Origin of the sequence: Aquibium microcysteis (assembly GCF_014495845.1) — a bacterium.
Lineage (GTDB): Bacteria > Pseudomonadota > Alphaproteobacteria > Rhizobiales > Rhizobiaceae > Aquibium > Aquibium microcysteis.
In genome coordinates this window covers 921,693-943,547 of record NZ_CP061080.1, presented here as the reverse complement: position 1 = coordinate 943,547, position 21,855 = coordinate 921,693, and the positions used below count along the sequence as shown (strand labels likewise).

The window sequence follows — 21,855 nt, the reverse complement described above, 5'->3', positions numbered from 1 at the left end:
AGGGAGGCCAACGCCATGAAACACACCCAGCCGGACGGCAGCTTCGCCGCGGAGGCCGTGCTCGGCCGGATGAAGGCGGCCGGGATCGACGTGCTCTTCGCCAATGGCGGCACGGATTTCCCGTCCATCATCGAGGCCTATGCACGCGCGCCGGAGAGCGGCATCGCCATGCCCGAGCCGCTCGTCATCCCGCACGAGGGCGTCGCGGTCGGCATGGCGCACGGCTACTATCTCGTCACCGGCAAGCCGGCGGCGGTGATGGTGCACGTCAATGTCGGGCTCGCCAATGCGGTGATGGGGCTGATCAACGCCGCATCGGAGAACGTGCCCATCCTGATGTGCTCGGGCCGCACGCCGCTGACCGAGAGCGGCCGCTTCGGTAGCCGGTCGAGCCCGATCCACTGGGGCCAGGAGATGCGCGACCAGGCCGGCATGGTCCGCGAGGTCGTCAAGTGGGACTACGAGCTGCGCTATCCCGAACAGGCGGCCGCGGTGATCGACCGCGCGGTGGGCATCGCCATGAGCGAGCCGCGCGGCCCGGTCTATGTCAGCCTGCCGCGCGAGGTCCTGGCGGAGGCCGTCGACCTGACGGCCGCCGGGCCGGCGGTGGTGCCCACCACCTATGGACCTCCGGCCAAGGAAGCGGTCGCCTGCGCGGCCGATGCGCTCGCCCGTGCGAAGAACCCCGTCATCATCACGCAGAGCGGCGGCTGCGGCGACGGATTCGAGCCGCTGGCCGGCTTTTCGCAGCGCTTCGCGCTGCCGGTGGTCGAGTACTGGGCGACGCGGCAGTCCCTGCCGTCCAGCCATCCGATGCTCGTCGGCCAGGAGCCGACGGCCTGGGTCCGCGAAGCAGACGTCATCGTCGTGGCCGCCGCCATGGTTCCCTGGGTCGCCGCGCACGTGCAGCCGGCGGACGGCTGCACAGTCGTGGCACTCGGGCCGCAGCCGCTCCATCCGGCCGTGCCGATGCGCAGCTTCCGCGTCGACGTCTCGCTGGCCGGCGACGTGCATGCGGGTCTCGCCGCGCTCGACGCCGCACTCGCAGAACGGGTCCCGGCCGGGGAGACCTTCGAAGAACGCCGCGCCAGGGTCGCCGCCGCCCGCGCGGCTGCCGCAGAAGCAATCGAGAAGCGGCTGGCCAGGGGCAGCGGTTCGCCGATGTCGCCCGCCTATGTCAGCCGGTGCCTGTCGGATGCCGCCGACGCCGACACCGTCTTCTTCAACGAACTCGGCATCGAGCCGGCGGCGATGCGGCTCGAAGCGCCCGACAGCTATTTCGGGACGCCGCTGTCCGGCGGGCTCGGCTGGGGCCTCACCGCAGCCCTCGGCGCGCAGTTCGGCAACCGGGGCAAGCAGGTCATCGCCACCATCGGCGACGGCTCCTACATGTTCGCGAACCCCGTCGCCTGCCACCAGACGGCCGCGGCGCTGAAGCTGCCCCTGCTCACCGTCGTCTTCAACAACGGCATCTGGAACGCGGTGCGGCGCTCCACGCTCTACATGTATCCCGACGGCAGGGCCGCCGCCGCCAACGTCATGCCGATCACCGCGCTCGACCCGACGCCCGACCATGCCGCCATCGCCCGCGCCCACGGCGCCCATGCCGAACGGGTCGAGGACGGCGCCGAACTGCCTGCCGCCATCCGGCGGGCGCTCGAGGCGACGCGCGCGGGACGGCAGGCGCTGCTCGACGTGGTGGTGAGCTACTAGTGGACGCGCGGGCGCCGATCGAACCGGACGAGGCGCGGCTGGCGCAGCGTCTGCCGCTGCTGCGGCGCCGCTTCCCGACGATCGAGGACCTCGAGCGACGCGCCGCACGGCGCATCCCGCGCTTCGCCTTCGAATTCCTGCAGGGCGGCGCGGGCGACGACGGCGGCCCGGCGCGCAACCGGTCCGCGCTGCGCAGCATCGAGATCGTGCCGCGCTACGGCCGCGAGGTCCGCGACGTCGACACCTCGGTCGAGCTCTTCGGCCACCGCTACGCCGCGCCGATCGGCATCTCGCCCATCGGCATGGACGGGCTGATGTGGCCGGGCGCGACCGAGCTCTTCGCCCGAGCCGCGCAGCGCATGAACATCCCCTATCTCGTCGGCACGCTGGCCACCGCCACGATCGAGGACGTCACGCGCCGGGCACCCGACGTCACCTGGTTCCAGCTCTATCCGCTGGCGGCGGACGACCACCGCGTCAGCTTCGACCTCGCGCGCCGCGCGCAAGCGGCCGGAGCGCGGGTCCTGGTCGCCACGCTCGACGTGCCGGTGCGCTCGAAGCGGCCGCGCGACCTGCGCAACGGCTTCGTGATGCCGTTCCGGATCGGACCGCGCAACGCCATCGACATCGCCGCCTCGCCGCCCTGGCTCGGCGCCCTGGTGCGGCGCGGCAAACCGGCCTTCGCCAACATCGTGCCCTATGCCGGCGGGCGCGATCCCGCAGCCTTCGTCGGCGCCCATGTCGGCGGCGGTTTCGCCTGGGAGGTGCTGGCGCGGCTGCGCGAAGCCTGGCGCGGGCCGATGCTGGTCAAGGGCGTGCTGCATCCGGCTGACGCCGCACAGGCCCGCTCGATCGGCATGGACGGCGTGATCGTCTCCAACCATGGCGGCCGGCAGTTCGACGCCGCCCCCGCTTCGATCGACGTGCTGCCCGCCATCGCCGCCGCCGTCGGAGACGACATGACGGTGATCCTCGACAGCGGCGTCACATCGGGCGTCGACATGATGCGGGCGCTCGCCTGCGGCGCCCGCTCCACCTTCGCCGGGCGCGCCTTCATGCTGGCGCTCGCGGCGATCGGCGACGACGGGGCGCGCCACATGGCGGCGAGCTTCATCGACGAGTTCACCATCGCGCTCGGCCAATGCGGCCTGCGCTCGGCAGCGGAGGCGCGGCAGGCGCCGGTGCGGCATGCGACGGCCTGGCCGCGCGACACCCTGGGAGGAGACAGGCCATGAAGCTCGGAGCGGCGATCGCCGAGATCCTCAGGCGCGAGGGCGTCGACCTGATCTGCGGCTACCCGGTCAACCACGTGCTGGAGCGCGCGGCGGAGGCGGACATCCGCCCGGTGATCGTGCGGCAGGAACGCACCGGCATCCACATGGCCGACGCGATCTCGCGGCTGTCGTCGGGCCGCCGGATCGGCGTCTTCGCCATGCAGCTCGGACCGGGCACGGAAAATTCCTATGGCGGCATCGCGCAGGCCTATTCGGAGTCGGTGCCGCTGCTGGTGCTGCCGATGGGCTACGAGCGCCGGCTCGCCCATGTCGACCCGAACTACAACGCCACGATCTCGATGCGGACGATCACCAAGTCGGCCGAGCCGATCACCTCGGCCGCAGAACTGGTCAACGTCTTCCGCCGCGCGTTCAGCCGGCTGCGCAACGGCCGCGGCGGCCCGGTGCTGGTCGAGATCCCGAACGACATGTGGCAGCTCGACGTGCCGGAACCGCTCGACTACCGCCCGGTGCTCGCCACCCGCTACGGCCCCGACCCGGCCGCCGTGGACGCCGCCGTCGACCTCCTGCTCGCCGCGAAGCGCCCGGTGCTCTATGCCGGCCAGGGCGTCCACTACGCGAAGGCCTGGCCGCAGCTGAAGGCGCTGGCCGAGCGCCTGGCGATCCCGGTGGCGACCAGCCTCGAAGGCAAGAGCGCCTTCCCCGAGACGCACGACCTGTCGATCGGCGCGGGCGGTGCTGCGATCTCGAAGACGCTGCGCCACTTCCTCGACGCGTCCGACCTGATCTTCGGCATCGGCTGCTCGTTCACCGAGACCGCCTTCGGCGTGCAGATGCCGCTCGGCAAGACGATCGTCCATGCCACGCTCGACCCCGACCACGTCAACAAGGACGTCGAGGCGACGGTGGCGCTGGTCGGCGACGCGGCGCTGACGCTCGACGCCGTGCTCGCCGCGCTCGACGCGCGCGGGACACCCCGTCGCGACGCCGCCGGCACCGCCGCAGAGATCGCCGCCGTGCAGGCCGAATGGCTCGCCATGTGGATGCCGAAGCTCACCTCGAACGACGCGCCGCTGTCACCCTACCGGGTGCTCTGGGACCTGCAGCAGACGGTCGACGTGGCCAATACGATCATCACCCACGATGCCGGCAGTCCGCGCGACCAGCTTTCGCCGTTCTGGAAGACCGTCGAGCCGCTGACCTATATCGGCTGGGGCAAGTCGACCCAGCTCGGCTACGGCCTCGGGCTCGCGATGGGCGCCAAGCTCGCTCATCCCGACAAGCTCTGCATCAACGTCTGGGGCGACGCCGCCATCGGCTTCACCGGCATGGACTTCGAGACCGCCGTGCGCGAGCGCATTCCGATCCTGTCGATCCTGCTCAACAATTTCTCCATGGCGATGGAGCTGCCGATCATGCCAGTCTCGACCGTGAAATACCGCTCGACCGACATCTCCGGCGACTACGCCGCCTTCGCCCGGGCCATGGGCGCCCATGGCGAGCGGGTGACGACGCCGGACGAGATCGTGCCGGCGATCCGCCGCGGCATCGAGAAGACGAAGGCCGGCATCCCCGTCCTGCTCGAATTCATCACCGCCAAGGAAATCCAGCGCTCGCGCTATCACCGCGCGGCGGCGGGCGCGTGAGGCGGCGATGACGCGGCTCCGGGAGACGATCGACCGCCTCAAGGCGCATTTCGGCGAGCGGCTCTCGGTGGCCGACGCCGTACGCGACCACCACGGACGCGACATGTCGCGCCAGCCGGCGCACCTGCCGGACGCCGTGGTCTTTGCCGAGAACGAGGACGACGTGCAGCGGGTGGTCGCCGCCTGCCACGAGGCCGGCGTGCCGGTCACGCCCTTCGCCGCCGGCTCTTCCATGGAGGGCCACACGATCCCGCTGCGCGGCGGGATCTCGCTCGACGTCAGCCGCATGAACCGGATCGTCGCCGTCAACGGCGAGGATTTCGACGCGGTGGTGGAGGCCGGCGTCACGCGCAAGCAGCTCAACGCGCATCTGCGCGACATGGGCCTGTTCTTCCCGATCGATCCGGGTGCGGACGCGACGCTCGGCGGCATGGCCTCGACGCGGGCGAGCGGGACCACGGCGGTGCGCTACGGCACCATGCGCGAGAACGTGCTGGCGCTGCGCGTGGTCACGCCGACCGGCAAGGTCATCACGACGGGGCGCCGCGTGAAGAAATCCTCCAGCGGCTACGACCTGACCAAGCTCTTCGTCGGGGCCGAGGGGACGCTCGGCGTCATCACCGAGGTCACCGTGCGGCTGCAGCCGATCCCGGAGACGATCGCGTCTGCCGTCTGCGCCTTCGAGACCATGCGCGGCGCGGTCGAGGCCGTCGTCGCCACGATCCAGAGCGGGATTCCCGTGGCCCGCATCGAATTCCTGGACGAGGTGGCGATCGACGCGGCCAACGCGCATTCCAATCTCGGCCTCAGGCGTGCGCCGACCCTTTTCCTGGAGTTCCACGGCAGCCCGAACTGGGTCGAGGAGCAGTCGCGCAGCGTCGCCGCCATCGCGGCCGATTCCGGCGGCTCCGATTTCGCCTGGTCGACGCTGCCCGAGGATCGCGAGCGGCTCTGGAAGGCACGCCACGAGACGATCTACGCCAACCAGTCGCTGCGCCCCGGCTGCAAGACCTACACCACCGACGTCTGCGTTCCGATCTCGCGCCTCGCCGAGGCGGTGCTCGCCGCGCGCGCCGACGTCGATCAATCCTTCCTCACCGCCAAGATCATCGGCCATGTCGGCGACGGCAATTTCCATGTCGGCTATCTGATCAAGCCGGAGATTCCCGAGGAACTGGCCGAGGCCGAGCGCCTCGCCGGCCGTCTCTACGCCCGGGCGCTGGAGATGGGCGGCACCTTCAGCGGCGAGCATGGCATCGGCATCGCCAAGCTCCCCTATCTGCGCCGCGAGCACGGGGAGGCCGTCGACGTCATGAACGCCATCAAGGCGGCGCTCGATCCGGCCGGCATCATGAACCCCGGCAAGCTCGGACAGGCCGGCTGACATCGCACGGCCGGCGGTCGACCCGCCGGCCGGGACGGACAGACCAACACCAAACCTCGCAGACTGGAGAGACCCATGCGGAAGATCGACATCTTCAACCACATCTGGCCGAAGCCCTTCTTCGACCGGCTCGTCAAGGAACTCGGCACCATGTCGGACATGACCAAGCGGTCGGGCGACGTGCCGATGATGACGGACCTCGACCGCCGTTTCGAGGTGATGGACATGTTCGGCGACGAGTACCAGCAGGTGCTGTCGCTGGCCTCGCCGCCGCTGGAGAAGTTCGCCGGGCCGCAGGGCGCGCTGGAACTGTCGCAGATCGGCTCCGATTCGATGGCCGAGCTCTGCCAGAAATATCCCGATCGCTTTCCGGCCTTCATCGGCACGGCGCCGATGAACAATCCCGACGCGCTGATCGAGGAGTGCCGCCGCGCTATCGACGATCTCGGCGCCGCCGGCATGCAGATCTTCACCAACATCTCGGGCAAGCCGGTCGACCTGCCGGAATATGCGCCCTTCTTCGACTACATGGCCAAGGCCGGCAAGCCGATCTGGCTGCACCCCGCCCGCGCCCAGAACTTCTCCGACTACGAGAGCGAGAGCCGCTCCGAATACGAGATCTGGTGGACGCTCGGCTGGCCCTACGAGAGTTCTGCCGCCATGGCGCGCATGGTCTTCTCGGGCATGTTCGACAAGTATCCGGGTCTCAAGGTCATCACCCACCATGCCGGCGGGATGATCCCCTATTTCGAGGGCCGCGTCGGTCCCGGCTGGGACCAGCTCGGCAAGCGCACCAGCGACCGCGACCTGACCGGGGTGCTGAAGGCGCTGAAGCGGCCGCATCTCGACTATTTCAAGGAGTTCTACGCCGACACCGCCTCCTTCGGGTCGCGCAAGGCGATCGAGCACGCGATCGAATTCTTCGGCGAGGACCGCGTGGTGTTCGCCTCGGATGCCCCCTTCGATCCGGAAGGCGGGCCGATGTACATCCGCGAGACGCTGCGCATCCTCGACGCGCTCGACGTCAGCGAAGAGGTCCGTCACAAGCTCTACCACGGCAATGCCGAAAAGTTGCTCGGCCTGACCGGCTGACGCCACGCCTCACGCGGAGCGGCTCCGGCCGCTCCGTATCGCCCCAGACCTCAGGCGGCCGGCTCGTCGCGCGTGCGCAGATGGCGCGCGAGATCGCGGGTGAGTTCGCAGAGCCGGCGGTAGTCCTCGTCCGCCATGCCGCCGAACACGTCGCGCTCGACCGCGTCTGCCAGGGCATCGCATGTCTCCAGCATCCCCCGCCCGGTATCGGTGACCGACATGCGCAGGATGCGCCGGTTGGCGGGATCGGCCTTGCGGACGATGTAGTCGCGCCGCTCGAGCAACCCGATCAGTTCGTTCATCGTCTGCGGCGTGACGAAGAAGCGGCGCGACAGTTCCGCCGACGAAAGCCCTTCGTGGCGGCCGATGACGCTGAGCACGGTGTACTGGATTCCCGTCATCTCGACGGCGGCCAGCGCGGCGTCGAGGCGGCTGCGCACCGCATGATTGGCCTGGTTGAGGAAGAACATGGCGCGCGGACGCAGGATCGCGCGATCCGCGCCGGTCGAAGCTTTGCTCGTGGACAATGCGGTTTCCGTCCCCCTTGCCTGCCTCAATCCGCCTAACCGAGATGATCCTGCACTGCAAGCGGAGCCGCATCCTTCGACCACGCAACGCCTGCGAACACGCGGCCGACGCTTCATCCGTGCGGACAGACGGCAGGAAAGGCAAAGCGCCGGCATCTCTGCCGGCGCCCTGATCGAGTCCGTCACGCGTGATTACTGTGCCGGAATCTTCGCCACTTCGACGAGACGCTTCCACTCGGTGATGGTGTCTTCCATCAGCTTCTGCGCCTCCTCGGGCGTCGAGACGTAGGGGTCGCCGCCCTGCTTCATGAGGAACTCCTTGGTCGCCTCGTCGGCCAGCACCTGGTTGAACCAGCCGTTGATGGTCGTCACGACGTCGGCCGGGACACCGGCCGGCACCATCACGCCCCACCAGCCGAGCTGGTCGATGTCGTAGCCCTGCTCCTTGAAGGTCGGGATGTCCGGGATGCCCTGGAGACGCTCCGCGGCGCCGAGCGCCAGAACCCGGAAGCGCCCGCCGCGCACCTGGGCCAGCGAGAAGACCGGGTCCTGCACGCCGAAATCGACCTGACCGCTCATGATGTCGTTGATGGAATCGGCAGCCGTTCCATAGGACACCGGAACGGTCTGCAGCCCGGCGATCTGCTTGAACTCCTCCGCCAGCACGCGGCCGGAGGTGGCGTTGACGGCGTAGGAGCCCTTGTCGCCCTTCGCCTTCTGGTCGGCGACGAGGTCGGCAAGCGTCTTGTAGGGGCTGTCGGCGCGCACGGTGATCATGAAGGCCTGCTTGTTGACCGTCGCGATCGTCTGCAGGTCCTTGGCCGCATCGACCGGCGGCTTCTTCATCAGCCACATGTTGCCCGCGACGGAGTTGCCCGAATGCACGAAGATCGTGTGGCCGTCGGCCGGTGCGCGCGCCGTGAACTCGGTGGCGATGCTGCCCGCGGCTCCCGGCTTGTTCTCGACGATGACCGTGTGGCCAGAGACCGCCGCCACCTTGTCGGCGAAGAAGCGGACCAGCACGTCGGCGCCGCTTCCGGCCGGGAAGGCGCAGATGAAGCTGATGGTCTTGCTCGGATAGCCGCTCTGCGCGAAGGCGAGACCGGGCGCCATCAGCGCGGTCGCGCCGAGGGCGAGCGTCAGCGCCGTGCGGCGCGTGATCTTGAGGTGTTCGTTGGACATGTCTTTCTCCTCCTGGATGGGTTCTGTTGACGGCACGATGGGATGCGGGGCGGCGGCTAGTCCTCCTGGAACGCCACCTCGCGGGTCTTGCGGAACTGCGGGAACACGATCAGCGCGATCACCAGCACGGTGGCGGCGAGCAGGGCAGCGGAGATCGGCCGGTCGAGGAAGATCATCGGATCGCCGCGCGACAGGGTCAGCGAGCGCCGGAGATTGGTCTCCATCAGCGGACCGAGGATGAAGCCGAGCACCAGCGGCGCCGGCTCGCATCCGAATTTGAGGAGCACGTAGCCGAGGATCGTGAAGGCGATCATCAGCACCATCATGAACGGCTCCGTGCTGGTCGAATAGACGCCGACGGCGCAGAACAGCAGGATCGCCGGGTAGAGGAAGCGGTAGGGGACCGACAGGAGCTTCACCCAGATGCCGAGCAGCGGCAGGTTGATGATCACCAGCATCAGATTGCCGATCCACATCGAGGCGACCATGCCCCAGAAGAGTTCCGGCCGCGCCGTCATCACCGCGGCACCCGGCTGGATGCCCTGGATGATCATGGCGCCCATCATGATGGCCATCACCGGGTTGGAGGGGATGCCGAGCGTCAGCAGCGGGATGAAGGACGTCTGCGCGGCCGCGTTGTTGGCCGCCTCGGGTCCCGCCACGCCTTCGATCGCGCCGTTGCCGAAACGCTGCGGCTCGCGCGTGATCTTCTTCTCGACGGTGTAGCTGGCAAAGGAGGCAAGCACGGCGCCGCCGCCGGGCAGGATGCCGAGCAGCGAGCCGATTCCGGTGCCGCGGAGCGCCGCGGGCCAAGCCAGGCGGTACTCGGCGCGCGTCGGCCACAGGTCGCGCAGGCGCGTCGAGATCGGTATGCGGTGCGCGGGCGGGTTCTCGAGGTTGCGGATGATCTCGACGATGCCGAACAGTCCGAGCACCAGTGGCAGAAAGTCGATCCCTTCCCACAGCCCGTCGATGTCGAAGGTGTAGCGCGTGAGCCCGGTGTTGACGTCGGTCCCGACGAGACCGAGCAGCAGCCCGATCAGCACCATGGCGACCGCCTTCAGCACCGACCCGTGCGCCAGTACCACCGCCATCACGAGGCCGAGCACCATCAGCGAGAAGTAGTCCGGCGAGGTGAACTGCTGTGCCACCTTCGACAGCACGGGACCGAAGCCGGCGAGGAAGACGGTGCCGACGCAGCCGGCCACGAAGGAGGCGACCGCCGCCGTCGCCAGCGCCGCCCCGGCGCGGCCGCGCCGCGCCATCTGGTGGCCCTCGATGCAGGTGACGACGGATGAGGCCTCTCCGGGCATGTTCACCAGGATCGACGTGGTCGAGCCCCCGTACTGGGCGCCGTAGTAGATGCCGGCCATCATGATCAGCGCCGAGAGCGGATCGAGCCCGAAGGTGATCGGCAGCAGGATCGCCAGCGTCGGGATCGGCCCGATGCCCGGCAGCACGCCGATCAGCGTGCCGAGCAGCACCCCGATCAGGCAGAAGAAGAGATTCTGCAGCGAGGCGGCGGCGGCGAAGCCGGTCGCCAGATGATCGATCATGTCCATCTAGCTGTTCCACCACAGCGGCATCGGCTGGTTGAGGCCGTACACGAAGACGAGCGCCACGAAGGCGGCGACACAGGCGGCGAAAACGAGCGTCTCGACGATCGCCACCTTCGGCCGCGCATAGGCGGCGGCGACCATCATGGCGATCGAGGTGATGACCACGCCCGCTTCGCGGATGAGCAGGCTGAAGAGCGCCAGAGCGATGAGCAGAACGATGATGGGACGGGCCTGGAACCGCTCGATGGCGGGTCCGCGGAGCGAGAAGGACCGGACCATCACCACCAGCCCGATCAGGATGATCAGGCCCGAGATCAGCATCGGAAAGTAGCCGGGACCCATGCTGCGCGCGCTGCCGAACTCGAGGTCGCGACCGAACAGGAGCCCGGCACCGCCGAACATCAGAAACAGGACCCCCGCACCGAGGTCCTGCGGGCTCTTCACCTTGAGCATCAATCCTCCTCCCAAGGACATTCAATGCTCCGGCGCAGCGGCGCCGGCATTCACAGGGGCGACGCCTCCCGGCACCGGAACTCCCCGCACCGCGTTCGCGGCAGACCAATCGGCTTTGACATTCTCAAACGTCGTCCGGCGACCGCCCCTTCCCTACGCTGTCCCTCCCCCGGATCATATGGCATCCTTATATCAGGCCGCCATACATGGCTTGTCAATGACGATCAGACACACGACCCGGTCCGGCGCGAGGTGGCGCGCGCCCTTCGACCGTTGGATTTAAGCAAACCGAGTTATACTCTGTCAAAAGCAAATTGACATCGCCCGCGCGGCGTTTCATGGTTTCGGGCAATTCGAGGACGGTGCAGGCATGAAGATCGCGATCGTGGGAGGAGGGATAGGCGGGCTGACGGCGGCGCTCGGCCTGTTGCGGCAGGGCTTTGCGGTCGAGGTCTACGAACAGGCCCCGGTGCTGCGCGAAGTGGGCGCGGGCGTGCAGGTCAGCGCCAACGGCACCCGGATCCTGTTCGCGCTCGGCCTCGAGAAAGAGATCATGGACGTGGCCAGCGAGCCGGGCGGCAAGCAGATCCGGCTCTGGAACACCGGCCGCACCTGGAAGCTCTTCGACCTCGGGCCGCTCTCGGTCGCCCAGTACGGGTTTCCCTACATCACCATCCACCGCAACGACCTGCATCAGGCGCTGGCCGCCGGGATCCGCCGCATCGCGCCGGACGCGATCCGGCTCGGCAGGCAGTGCACGGGCATCGACCAGGACGCGCGCGGCGTCACGCTGCGCTTCGCCGACGGATCCTCGGCGCGGTCCGACGTCGCGATCGGCGCCGACGGCGTGCACTCGGTCGTCCGCACTGCGCTGTTCGGCGCCGACGACCCGACCTTCACCGGCATCGTCGCCTGGCGCGGCGTCATCCCCATCGACCGGCTGCCGGAGCGCTTCCGCCGGCCGGTCGGCACCAACTGGATCGGCCCCGGCGGCCACGTCATCCACTATCTGCTGCGCCGCGGCGAACTCATGAACTACGTCTCCGTGGTCGAGCGCGCCAACTGGCAGGTCGAATCCTGGTCCGTCGCCGGGACCGTCGAGGAATGCCTCGCCGACTACGAGGGCTGGCACGAGGACGTCCACACGCTGATCAAGGCCATCGACACGCCCTACAAGTGGGCGCTCATGCTGCGCCAGCCGATGAAGCAGTGGACGCAGGGCCGGGTGACGCTGCTCGGCGATGCCTGCCACCCCACCCTGCCCTTCCTCGCACAAGGAGCGGTGATGGCGATCGAGGACGGCTTCGTGCTGTCGCGCGCGCTCGCGGCGAACGCGGACGACCACGCGGCGGCCTTCCGCCACTACGAGGCCGCGCGCAACGACCGGACGTCCAGGATCGTCAAGGGGGCGGAGGCCAATCTCGGACGCTTCCACAACCCCGCCCTGTCGGATGCCGCGCAGGCCGAAGCCTATGTCGATGCCGAATGGGAGGAATCGAAGATCCGGCAGCGCTACGAATGGCTGTTCACCTACGACGCGACCACGGTGCCGGTGTCCGACGACCGCTCCATGGACCTGGTGGGCGCGCAGTGACCGGCCTGGTCCGCCAGCAGCGCCGCATCCAGTCGATCGACGTCGGCTTCCGCCTGATCCGCGTGCTCGAGGCGGCGGGCGGCAAGCTGCCGCTCAGCAAGATCGCCGAGCTTGCCGACATGCCGGCCAGCAAGGCCCATCTCTACATGGCGAGCTTCGTGCAGGCCGGCCTCGTCGAGCAGGACCCGGCAACGATGCGCTACGGGCTCGGCCCCTATGCGCTGCAGCTCGGCGCCGCGGCGATGCGCCAGATCGACGTCGCCCAGGTTTCGCGCGAGGCGCTCGACGCGCTGCAGTCGGCGACGGGGCTGCTCGTCTTCCTCACCGTGTGGGGCAACCGCGGGCCGGTGATCATCGCCAAGGTGGACGCGACGGTGGAAGTGCTCGTGTCCGTCCGGGTCGGCCACGTGCTGCCGCTCTACCAGGCGGCCACGGGCCGCGTGTACCTCGCCTACAAGGCCCGGTCGGCGATCCAGCACGTGGAGACCCGCGAACGGCCGGTCGACGCGGTGCTGAAGCAGCGCGCCGAGGAGAGCCTGCCGCTCATCCGCCAGCGCCAGCTCGCCTTCTCCGACAGCCAGCTCAACGCCGGCTTCGCCTCCATCTCCGCGCCGGTGTTCGACTATGCCGGCGAGATCGCCGCCGCCGTCACCGCGCTCGGCATGAAGAACGACATCGACATCGACCCGCAGGGCCGGACGGCGCGGCGCGTGCACGCCGCCGCGGCGTCGGTCTCGCGCCGGCTCGGCTGCCCGGCCGACGTGCTGCGCGACGACTTCGCCGATCCGCTCGCCGACGACCGCAAATCAGCCTGAAGGACATCGACATGGGGACCATGCTGCGGCTTCGCGCCGCCGACGGACATGAACTCGGCGCCTACCGCGCCGCGCCGCAGGGAACGCCGCGCGGCGGAATCGTCGTGCTGCAGGAGATCTTCGGCGTCAACGCCCACATCCGCGGGGTCTGCGACGCCTTCGCCGCGGAAGGCTACGTGGCGATCGCGCCGGCCCTGTTCGACCGCTTCGCCCGCGACTTCGAGTCGGGCTATTCGCCCGAGGAGATCGCGACCGCCCTCGCCTACCTGAAGTCGCTCGACTGGGACGCGCTGATGCTCGACACCCGGGCCGCCATCGACCGCGTGCGGGAGGAGACGCAGGCGGTCTCGCTGGTCGGCTTCTGCCTCGGCGGCTCGCTCGCCTTCCTCGCCGCGACCCGTCTGGACGGCCTCGACGCCGCGGTGTGCTATTATGGCGGCATGATCGCGAAATTCGCAGAGGCGAAGCCGCTCTGCCCGGTGATGATGCATTTCGGCGAGACCGACACGTCGATCCCGATGAGCAACGTCGAGACGGTGCGGGCGAAGCGTCCCGAGGCGGTCATCCACCTCTATCCCGCCGGCCACGGCTTCAACCGCGGCGCGCCCGGCACGCCCGACGCCGCACAGGCCGCGATCGCCTGGGAGCGCAGCCTGCGCTTCCTTGCCGAGGCGGGCTCCGCCCGGCGATGAGTGCTGCGCGTCAGGACGCCGGGGCTTTCGCGCCAGCGGCCGCGAAGCCCGCCTGGGAGCGCGTGCCGCTGATCGTCTCCTTCCCGGAGACGGCCCGATTCACCGAGACCTACGGGTTCGCGGGCAATTCGGGCCGGGTCAATCTCGAAGGCCAGCTGCTGCGGCCGGCCGCGCCGTCGTCGACGGTCTACGTGTTCATGCACCCGACCTCGACGCTGCAGCTCCTGCCCATGCCCGCCGCTCTCGCCGACCGCGGCCTGCACGTGCTGTGCGCGGCGAGCCGCTATCCGAAGAACGACAGCGCGCTGATCATGGAGAAAGTGGCGATCGACCTCGGCCGCTGGCTCGACCACGCCCGCACCGTCCTCGGCTACGCGAAGGTCGTGCTGGTCGGGTGGTCGGGCGGCGGCTCGCTGTCGCTGTTCTATCAGGCGCAGGCGGAGAACCCCACGATCACGCACACCCCGGCCGGCGACGAGGTGAACCTGGTCGAGGCCGGGCTGCAGCCCGCCGACGGCGTCATCTTCATCGCCGCACACCTGTCGCGCGCCGAGACCCTCACCGAATGGCTCGACCCTTCGGTGATCGACGAACTCGATCCCGACCGTCGCGACCCGGCGCTCGACATCTACGCGCCCGCGTGCCCCGACCAGCCGCCCTATTCCGCCGCCTTCGTGGCCCGCTTCCGTGCCGCGCAGGTGGCCCGCAACCGCCGGATCACCGACTGGTGCCTGGCCACGCTGGAACGGCTTCGCGCGCAGGGTGGCCCGGAGCAGGAGCGCGCCTTCGTCGTCCACCGCACCATGTGCGACGTCCGCTGGTTCGACCCTTCGATCGATCCGAACGACCGCAGGCCCGGCTGGAGCTACATGGGCGACCCGCGGGCCGTGAACGTCGGCCCGGTCGGTCTGGCGCGCTACTCGACCCTGCGCTCCTGGCTGAGCCAGTGGAGCTACGACATGTCCAATGCCAAGGGACCGAAGAATGCGCGGCTGATCCGCCGCACGCCGGTCCTGCAGATCGAGAACAACGCCGACGAAGCGGTGCCGGCGACTCACAATCCGACCATTGCGGCGGCGCTCGCGACGCCGGACAAGGAGTATCTGCGCATTCCGCGCGCGACGCACTATTATCTCAACCAGCCGGACGAGCTGAAGATCTGCCTCGACCGGGTGATCGACTGGAGCAGGCGGCACGGCCTGCTCAAGGACTGAGCCGCCGCAGGCGGCAGACGCCGATGGCGTCCGTCGTCCGCGGCACGGGAGGAGACGAAAAAGATGTCAGGCGGCCTCGCCCTTCCTGGCGGCGATCATCCTGGCCTTCTTTTCGGTCCACGCCGCCATGGCCGCATGGGCTTCGCTCGCCGCCTTCTCGAGATAGCCGGGCTCCTCGGTGCGGGCCGTGATCTCGAGCCGCAGGCCGTTCGGGTCGAAGAAATAGATCGAGTTGATGAAGTCGTGGTCGACGATGTCGGTCGTCTTCACGCCGGCCTGCTGGAGGCGCTCCTTCATCTGCAGCACCTTCTCGACCGATTCCACCTCCATGGCGAAGTGCATCACCCAGGCCGGCGTGTTGGGCGACGGCAGCGGCATCTCGTTCTCCCCGAGGTCGAAGAAGGCCATGTAGGAGCCGTCCGCCATCTCGAAAAAGAAATGCGCGTAGGGCTTCTCCTCGCCGGTGCTCGGCACCTTGTCCGCGGTCATGCAGTTGACGAGCGGCAGACCGAGCAGGTCCTCGTAGAATTTCCGCGTCTCCTCGCCGTCGCGGCAGGGAAAGGAATAGTGGTAGAGACCCTTCACTTTCGGGGCAGGCGTCATGGCGTTTCCTCCGTGCTGTCGTCGCCGGTGCGACCGAAGCCGAAGCTAGCGGCCGCAGCAGCGCAGTCTGTCCCCCCGGCGGGAGGACGTCGATGATCGAACGGTCGCTCGCCGCGGCACTGGCCGCCGCCGTCGCGGCCATCGGCTCCGACGCCTTCCCCGACCGCTTCCTGGACGTGCTGCGCGCGGCGGCCGGCACCGATCTCTGTTCGGCCTTCGCGATCGACGCCGACGGCACGCCGCGCTGCCTGTTCGCCGCCGGGACCCACCGCGACATTCCCGATTTCGCGCAGAGCGCCTCGCTCGCCTATGCGCGCAGCTACTGGCAGCGCGACCGCGCCATGCAGCGCGCGCTGGCGCAGGCCGCCGGTCCGGTGCAGATCGTCCGCCAGGCCTGGAACGGCATCACCGACCCCGACTACCGTCGCGCCTGCTACGAGCGCGGCGGCATCGTGGAGCGTCTGACGCTCTATGCCGGCGGTCCGGCACCGTTGTTTGCGAGCGCCTACCGGACGCGCGAGAGCGGGCATTCGAGCCCGGCGGAGATCGAGGCGCTCGGCCGGCTCGCCGATCTCGCGATGGCCATGCTCGCCCGCCACGTCGACATGCCGCGCCGCCCGTCGGAACCGGTGCCTGAACCCCTGCCCGAGCTCGTCCGCCGCCTGCTCGACGGCGGCCATGCGCTGTCGGAGCGCGAGGCCGCGGTCGCCGCCGCACTCCATCTCGGGCGGACCCAGCGCGAGATCTCGGCCGCGACCGGCATCGCGCTCAGCAGCGTCATCACCTACCGCCGCCGCGCCTACCGCAAGCTCGGCGTGCGCGACCGCCGCGGCCTCGCCGACTTCCTGCACGCGCTCGACCGAACGCACTGACCACGACGAAGGAAACCGACATGCATCTTCACGGAAAGACCGCCATCGTCACCGGCGCGAGTTCCGGCATCGGCTGGGAGATCGCCAAGACCTATGCGGCCGCCGGCGCCCGATGCGTGCTCGCCGCCCGCACTGCCGGCAAGCTCGACGACCTCGCCGCGGAAATCGCCGGCGCCGGCGGCACGGCGCTCGCCGTCCCCTGCGACGTCACCGACGAAGCGCAGGTCGAGGCGCTCTTCGCGCGCTGCCGCGAGGCTTTCGGCGATCCGGACGTGGTGGTCAACAATGCCGGCATCGCCGACCACACGCCGACCGTCGACCTGGCGCTGGCGCGCTGGGAGGAGGTGATGCGGATCAACCTGACCTCGGTCTTCCTGTGCAGCCGGGCGGCGCTGCGCATGATGATCCCGCGCGGCCGCGGCCGCATCATCAATGTCGGCAGCATCTCCGCAAAGGTGCCGCGACAGCACACCGCGGCCTACACCGCGAGCAAGTTCGCGCTCGAGGGCCTGACCCGCTCGCTGGCGCTCGACGGGCGCGAGCACGGCATCGCGGTGTCGATGCTGCATCCGGGCTCGACCACCAGCATGCTGGTTCCCGGGATCACGGACCGGCCGCGGCCGGGCTCGATGAACCCGGCCGACGTCGCCCGCGTGGCGCTGATCATGGCGACACTGCCGGACGACGTGAACCTGTTCGAGTCCACCATCCTGCCGGTCTCGATGCCGTTCCTCGGGCGAGGTTGAGGCCGTATCAGGTTGACGGATATATGGCTGCCTGATATTGAGCCACGACATTCACGGAGTATCCTCATGCAGCCTGCCGACACCGCGCCCGGTGCCTCCGCCCAGAACGGGTCGTGGGGCGAGAACGTCACCGTCGAGTTCGAGGACGGGATCGCCTGGGTGACGCTGAACCGCCCCGCGCGGCGCAACGCCATCAATCCCGGGATCGTCTGGGAGATGAATGCGATCATGGATGCGCTCGAAACGGACGATCGGTGCAAGGTGATGGTCGTGACCGGGGCGGGCGAGTCCTTTTCCGCCGGGATGGACCTGAAGGAATACTTCCGCGCCACCGACAAGGTGCCGCCGATCCAACGCGAACGCCTGTTCCGCGCCAACGCAGGATGGCAGTGGCGGCGGATGATGCAGTATCCGAAGCCGACCATCTCGATGGTCAACGGCTGGTGCTTCGGCGGCGCCTTCCAGTTCCTGATCGGCTCCGACCTCGCCATCGCCTCGGAGGACGCCGTCTTCGGCCTGTCGGAGATCAACTGGGGCATCATCCCGGCCGGCATCGTCACCAAGGCGGTGGTGGAGGTGATGAGCTTCCGCGACGCCATGTACTACATCATGACCGGCGAGACCTTCACCGGCCGCGAGGCGGCGGCCATGAAGCTCGTCAACAAGGCGGTTCCCGCCGCCGAGCTGAAGGACCGCACCCGCGACCTGGCGAAGACGCTGATGGGCAAGAACCCCTACGTCCTGCGCCAGGCAAAGACCGCCGCCCGCTACGTCAAGGATCTCACCTGGGACCAGGCCGCCGACTACCTGATGGCCAAGTCCGACCAGACCGAGTTCCGCGACCCCGAGAACGGCCGCAACACCGGCATGAAGCAGTTCCTCGACGACAAGTCGTTCAAGCCCGGACTGGAGACCTACGACCGTGGCTGACGCCGTCCCGTCGCCGCTCGCGGTCGCCGGACCGGACATCGACCGGCTGCTCCGGCCGCGCTCCATCGCCATCGTCGGCGCCCAGCCGGAGCCGACCTCGATCGGCGGCGGCGTGCTCGGCAACCTGGAGGCGTTCGGGTACTCCGGCGCCATCCACCTCGTCAGCCGTTCGAAGGACGAGATCCGCGGCCGGCCCTGCGTCAAGACGATCGGCGACCTGCCCGCCGGCATCGACGTGGCGGTGCTGATCGTGCCGCAGGCCGCGATCCTCGAATCCGTGCGCGCCTGCGCCGAGCGCGGCATCGGCGCGGTGGTGGTCTTCGCCTCGGGCTTCGCCGAGGCCGGCGAGGAGGGACGACTGCTTCAGGACGAACTCGCCCGGTTCTGCGGCGAGGCGAACATCGCCCTGCTCGGTCCCAATTGCATGGGCTACACCAACTATCCCGACGGCATCCCGCTGACCTTCGAGCCCGTCGAGGTCCGTGCTCCGGCAGCCGGCCGGCGGCGCGTCGCCGTCGTCGCCCAGAGCGGCGCCACCGCGGCCAACATCCGCTTCGCCATGCATGCGCGCGGCATAGAGACGTCGCTCGTCGTCGCCACCGGCAACGAAGCCGTGCTCGGCGCCGAGCACTTCATCGACGTGCTGGTGCGCGACCCGCAGAACGCCGCCATCGGCGTCTATGTCGAGCAGATCCGCAATCCGCCGCTGTTCGTCGCGGCCGCCCGCCGTGCGCGCGCGGCCGGCATTCCGCTGGTCCTCCTGCATCCCGGTTCCAGCGCCAAGGGCCGCGCGGCGGCGCAGTCGCACACCGGCGCGCTCGCCGGCGACCACGCGGTGATGCAGACCATCCTCCGCGACGAGGCGATCGCTCTGGTCGAGACGACGGACGAGCTCTTCGACGTGCTGGCGATCCTGTCGCGCTTCCCCGCCCCGCCGCCCGGCAAGGCCGGCGTGGTCACCAATTCCGGCGCCATCCGCGGCCTCTGCTTCGACTTCTGCGAACGCATCGGCCTCGAACTCGCGACGCTGACGCCCGAGATCGAGGCGGAGATGCAGGCGCTGGTGCCGCCCTACGTGCATGTCGACAATCCGTTCGACATCGGAACCGTCGGCTTCGCCAATCCCGCGATCTACGGAACGTCGGCGGCGGTGCTGCTGAAGCAGCACGACGTCGGCATGGCCCTGCTCTCCTATGCCGGCGGCTCGCCGAAGATGCAGATCGCCAAGTCCGACGCCATCCTGCCCGTCTACGCGCAGTCCACCAAGCCGGTGATCCTGAACATCATCGGCGACGACTATCCGCTCGACGACCGCTTCATGGCCGACGTGCGGGCGAGCGGCATCCCGTTCTTCCGCTCGCCGGAACGGGCGCTGCGCGCCATGGCGGTGGTCGCCGCCTATGCCGAGGCGCTCGCCGCGACCGACGAGACGCGGCCGGCTCCGGCCGTCGCCGTGCGCGTGCCGGGCAGCGGCGTCGTCGCCGAATACCGGGGCAAGCGCGTGCTGGCCGATCTCGGCATCGCCGTCCCGCGCGGCGAGATGGCCACGACCGTCGAAGACGCCGCCGCAGCGGCAGGCCGCATCGGCTATCCCGTCGTGATCAAGGCGCAGGCCGCCGCCCTCGCCCACAAGAGCGACGTCGGCGGGGTCGTCGTCGGCATCGCCGACGAGGCCGCGCTGCGTGCCGCCTGGGACCGGATGCAGACGAGTGTCGCCGCCGCCCGGCCGGGGCTGGCACTGGACGGCGTGCTGGTGGAGGAGATGGCGAGGCCCGGCCTCGAAATGGTCGTCGGCGCGCGCCGCGACCCGCAATGGGGACCGGTCGTGCTGGTCGGTCTCGGCGGCGTCTGGATCGAGGCGCTGAAGGACGCGCGCCTGCTGCCGGCCTCGACCACCCGCGAGCGCGTGATCGCCGAGCTCGGCCGGCTGAAGGCGGCGACCCTGCTCGGCCCGTTCCGCGGGCAGCCGCGGCGCGACGTCGGCGCCATCGCCGACGTCGTGGTCGCGCTCGGCCGGCTGATGCTTTCGGACCCGTCGATCCGCGAGGTCGACGTCAATCCGCTGATGGTGGGCGCGGCGGGCGCGGTGGCGCTGGACGCGCTCTTTGTGAAGGACTGACGCGGCGATCCGGCCGCACCGGGAGGGGACCATGACCGCAGACGCGCGCTACGGGGCGCTCCAGCTCTTCGTCGACGGCCGCTGGCTCGATGCCGGCGACCGCGTCACCGAGGACGTGATCAACCCGGCGACCGGCGAGGCCATCGGCGCCGTGCCGCATGCCGGCCGCGATGACATCGAGGCGGCCGCGCAGGCCGCGGAGCGCGCGTTCCGGCCGTGGAAGGCGCTGCCCGCCTACGATCGCGCGAAGATCCTGCGCAAGGCCGCGGACCTGATGCGCGAGCGCGTCGAGACCATCGCGGTGCGCATGGTGCTGGAACAGGGCAAGCCGATCCTGGAGGCCCGGCAGGAGGTGATGGCCGCGGCCGACATCTTCGACTGGACGGCCGACGAGGGTCGCCGCACCTATGGCCGCATCGTACCCTCGCGCGTGCCGGGCGCGCGCTGGATGGTGACGAAGGAGCCGGTCGGCCCCGTCGCCGCCTTCACGCCGTGGAACATCCCCGTCATCATCCCCGCCCGCAAGATTTCCGCCGCACTCGCGGTCGGCTGCACCATGGTGATCAAGCCGTCGGAGGAGACCCCGGCCTCCGTGCTCGAGATCGCCCGGGCGCTCGACGATGCCGGCCTGCCGAAGGGCGTGCTCAACGTCGTCTACGGCGTGCCGGCGCAGGTGTCGCAGCAGCTGATCGCCCATCCGGCGATCCGCAAGATCACCTTCACGGGCTCGACCGGCGTGGGCATGCAGCTGGCCAGGCTCGCGGCCGAGGCCGGCGTGAAGCGCGCGACGATGGAACTCGGCGGCCACGCCCCGGTGCTCGTCTTCGAGGATGCCGATCTCGACCACGCGGTGCGCTCGATGGTCGCCGCGAAGTACCGCAATGCCGGCCAGGTCTGCGTCTCGCCGACCCGCTTCTACGTGCACGAGAGCCTGCACGACCGTTTCGTGGAGAGTTTCGCGAGCGCGGCGACGGCGATCCGGGTCGGCGACGGGCTCGACCCCGCCACCGGCATGGGGCCGCTCGCCAACACCCGCCGCGTCGCGGCCATGGAGCGGCTCGTCGCGGATGCCGTCGGCCGCGGCGCCAGGCTCGCGGCCGGGGGCGAGCGCGGCGCCAACCGCGGTTCCTTCTTCCAGCCGACAGTGCTCGCCGACGTGCCGGTGGAAGCGCAGGCGATGAACGAGGAGCCTTTCGGCCCGATGGCGATCACGTCGCGCTTCTCGTCCTTCGACGAGGCGATCGGCCAGGCCAACCGCCTCCCCTTCGGCCTCGCCTCCTACGCCTTCACGACGTCGTCCAGGACCGCCGCAATGGTGGCGGACGCGCTGGAGGCCGGCATGGTCGGCCTGAACAACAACTTCATCAACATGCCCGAGACCCCCTTCGGCGGCATCAAGCAGAGCGGCTACGGCAGCGAAGGCGGCACCGAAGGCATGGACGCCTACCTCACCACCAAGTTCGTCAGCCAGACGTGAGA

At 69.5% G+C, this 21,855-nt stretch carries 19 protein-coding genes; 14 read left to right on the top strand and 5 right to left on the bottom strand.

From position 1 onward, the window contains the following. The first annotated feature begins 15 nt into the window (after window positions 1-15). The 5 genes from IAI54_RS04270 (at window position 16) to IAI54_RS04250 (ending at window position 7,070) form a co-directional block, all read left to right on the top strand. A complete protein-coding gene (locus tag IAI54_RS04270; RefSeq protein WP_187971174.1) occupies window positions 16-1,713 on the top strand; it encodes a thiamine pyrophosphate-requiring protein in 1,698 nt (565 codons plus the stop codon). Further along, window positions 1,713-2,948 carry an alpha-hydroxy acid oxidase gene (locus IAI54_RS04265; RefSeq protein ID WP_235679245.1) on the top strand — a complete coding sequence of 412 codons (1,236 nt, stop codon included), beginning with the start codon at window positions 1,713-1,715 and terminating at the stop codon, window positions 2,946-2,948. Before IAI54_RS04270 ends, IAI54_RS04265 begins: the two co-directional genes overlap by 1 nt. Then, window positions 2,945-4,594 (top strand): thiamine pyrophosphate-requiring protein, encoded by a 1,650-nt coding sequence (locus IAI54_RS04260; protein ID WP_235679244.1) that lies wholly within the window; start codon window positions 2,945-2,947, stop codon window positions 4,592-4,594. The genes IAI54_RS04265 and IAI54_RS04260 overlap by 4 nt, the downstream gene beginning before the upstream one ends. A gap of 7 nt (window positions 4,595-4,601) precedes the next feature. Then, window positions 4,602-5,978, top strand: a complete 1,377-nt coding sequence (locus tag IAI54_RS04255) for an FAD-binding oxidoreductase (RefSeq protein WP_187971172.1) — start codon at window positions 4,602-4,604, stop codon at window positions 5,976-5,978. Between the two features lie 75 nt (window positions 5,979-6,053). Further along, on the top strand, window positions 6,054-7,070 hold the full coding sequence (locus IAI54_RS04250; RefSeq protein WP_187971171.1) for an amidohydrolase family protein: 1,017 nt from the start codon (window positions 6,054-6,056) through the stop codon (window positions 7,068-7,070). A 50-nt stretch (window positions 7,071-7,120) separates the two neighbouring features. Here the strand turns inward: IAI54_RS04250 and IAI54_RS04245 are convergent, their stop codons facing one another. The 4 genes from IAI54_RS04245 to IAI54_RS04230 form a co-directional block, all read right to left on the bottom strand. Further along, entirely contained in the window at window positions 7,121-7,597 is a 477-nt protein-coding gene (locus IAI54_RS04245; protein WP_235679243.1) for a MarR family winged helix-turn-helix transcriptional regulator, read from the bottom strand. A 192-nt stretch (window positions 7,598-7,789) separates the two neighbouring features. After that, the gene (locus tag IAI54_RS04240; protein ID WP_187971170.1) at window positions 7,790-8,779 is read right to left on the bottom strand and encodes a Bug family tripartite tricarboxylate transporter substrate binding protein; all 990 of its coding nucleotides are present in this window, start codon (window positions 8,777-8,779) and stop codon (window positions 7,790-7,792) included. A gap of 56 nt (window positions 8,780-8,835) precedes the next feature. Then, entirely contained in the window at window positions 8,836-10,341 is a 1,506-nt protein-coding gene (locus IAI54_RS04235; protein WP_187971169.1) for a tripartite tricarboxylate transporter permease, read from the bottom strand. Then, window positions 10,342-10,791, bottom strand: coding sequence for a tripartite tricarboxylate transporter TctB family protein (locus tag IAI54_RS04230; RefSeq protein ID WP_187971168.1), 450 nt, complete (start codon window positions 10,789-10,791; stop codon window positions 10,342-10,344). It abuts the gene before it with no gap. Between the two features lie 370 nt (window positions 10,792-11,161). Here IAI54_RS04230 and IAI54_RS04225 point away from each other — a divergent pair, with 370 nt between their 5' ends. From IAI54_RS04225 to IAI54_RS04210, 4 genes are read left to right on the top strand one after another with little or no spacing between them, the layout of a single operon-like run. Beyond that, window positions 11,162-12,385, top strand: a complete 1,224-nt coding sequence (locus IAI54_RS04225; protein WP_187971167.1) for an FAD-dependent monooxygenase — start codon at window positions 11,162-11,164, stop codon at window positions 12,383-12,385. Next, the gene (locus tag IAI54_RS04220; RefSeq protein ID WP_187971166.1) at window positions 12,382-13,200 is read left to right on the top strand and encodes an IclR family transcriptional regulator; all 819 of its coding nucleotides are present in this window, start codon (window positions 12,382-12,384) and stop codon (window positions 13,198-13,200) included. The genes IAI54_RS04225 and IAI54_RS04220 overlap by 4 nt, the downstream gene beginning before the upstream one ends. A gap of 11 nt (window positions 13,201-13,211) precedes the next feature. After that, window positions 13,212-13,892, top strand: coding sequence for a dienelactone hydrolase family protein (locus IAI54_RS04215; protein ID WP_187971165.1), 681 nt, complete (start codon window positions 13,212-13,214; stop codon window positions 13,890-13,892). Next, a complete protein-coding gene (locus tag IAI54_RS04210) occupies window positions 13,889-15,106 on the top strand; it encodes an alpha/beta hydrolase (protein WP_187971164.1) in 1,218 nt (405 codons plus the stop codon). Before IAI54_RS04215 ends, IAI54_RS04210 begins: the two co-directional genes overlap by 4 nt. A gap of 66 nt (window positions 15,107-15,172) precedes the next feature. On the opposite strand, the gene IAI54_RS04205 is transcribed toward IAI54_RS04210, so the two are convergent. Further along, window positions 15,173-15,709, bottom strand: coding sequence for a VOC family protein (locus tag IAI54_RS04205; protein WP_187971163.1), 537 nt, complete (start codon window positions 15,707-15,709; stop codon window positions 15,173-15,175). Window positions 15,710-15,801: 92 nt separating this feature from the next. Here IAI54_RS04205 and IAI54_RS04200 point away from each other — a divergent pair, with 92 nt between their 5' ends. From IAI54_RS04200 to IAI54_RS04180, 5 genes are all read left to right on the top strand, one after another. Continuing rightward, window positions 15,802-16,581 (top strand): helix-turn-helix transcriptional regulator, encoded by a 780-nt coding sequence (locus IAI54_RS04200; protein WP_187971162.1) that lies wholly within the window; start codon window positions 15,802-15,804, stop codon window positions 16,579-16,581. A 20-nt stretch (window positions 16,582-16,601) separates the two neighbouring features. After that, window positions 16,602-17,327, top strand: a complete 726-nt coding sequence (locus tag IAI54_RS04195; protein WP_187971161.1) for an SDR family oxidoreductase — start codon at window positions 16,602-16,604, stop codon at window positions 17,325-17,327. Between the two features lie 66 nt (window positions 17,328-17,393). Next, window positions 17,394-18,257, top strand: coding sequence for a p-hydroxycinnamoyl CoA hydratase/lyase (locus IAI54_RS04190; RefSeq protein WP_187971160.1), 864 nt, complete (start codon window positions 17,394-17,396; stop codon window positions 18,255-18,257). Next, on the top strand, window positions 18,250-20,376 hold the full coding sequence (locus tag IAI54_RS04185) for an acetate--CoA ligase family protein (RefSeq protein WP_210321206.1): 2,127 nt from the start codon (window positions 18,250-18,252) through the stop codon (window positions 20,374-20,376). Before IAI54_RS04190 ends, IAI54_RS04185 begins: the two co-directional genes overlap by 8 nt. 31 nt (window positions 20,377-20,407) lie before the next feature. Next, complete coding sequence (locus tag IAI54_RS04180) at window positions 20,408-21,853, top strand: NAD-dependent succinate-semialdehyde dehydrogenase (protein WP_187971159.1); 1,446 nt, start codon at window positions 20,408-20,410, stop codon at window positions 21,851-21,853. The last annotated feature ends 2 nt before the right edge of the window (window positions 21,854-21,855 follow it).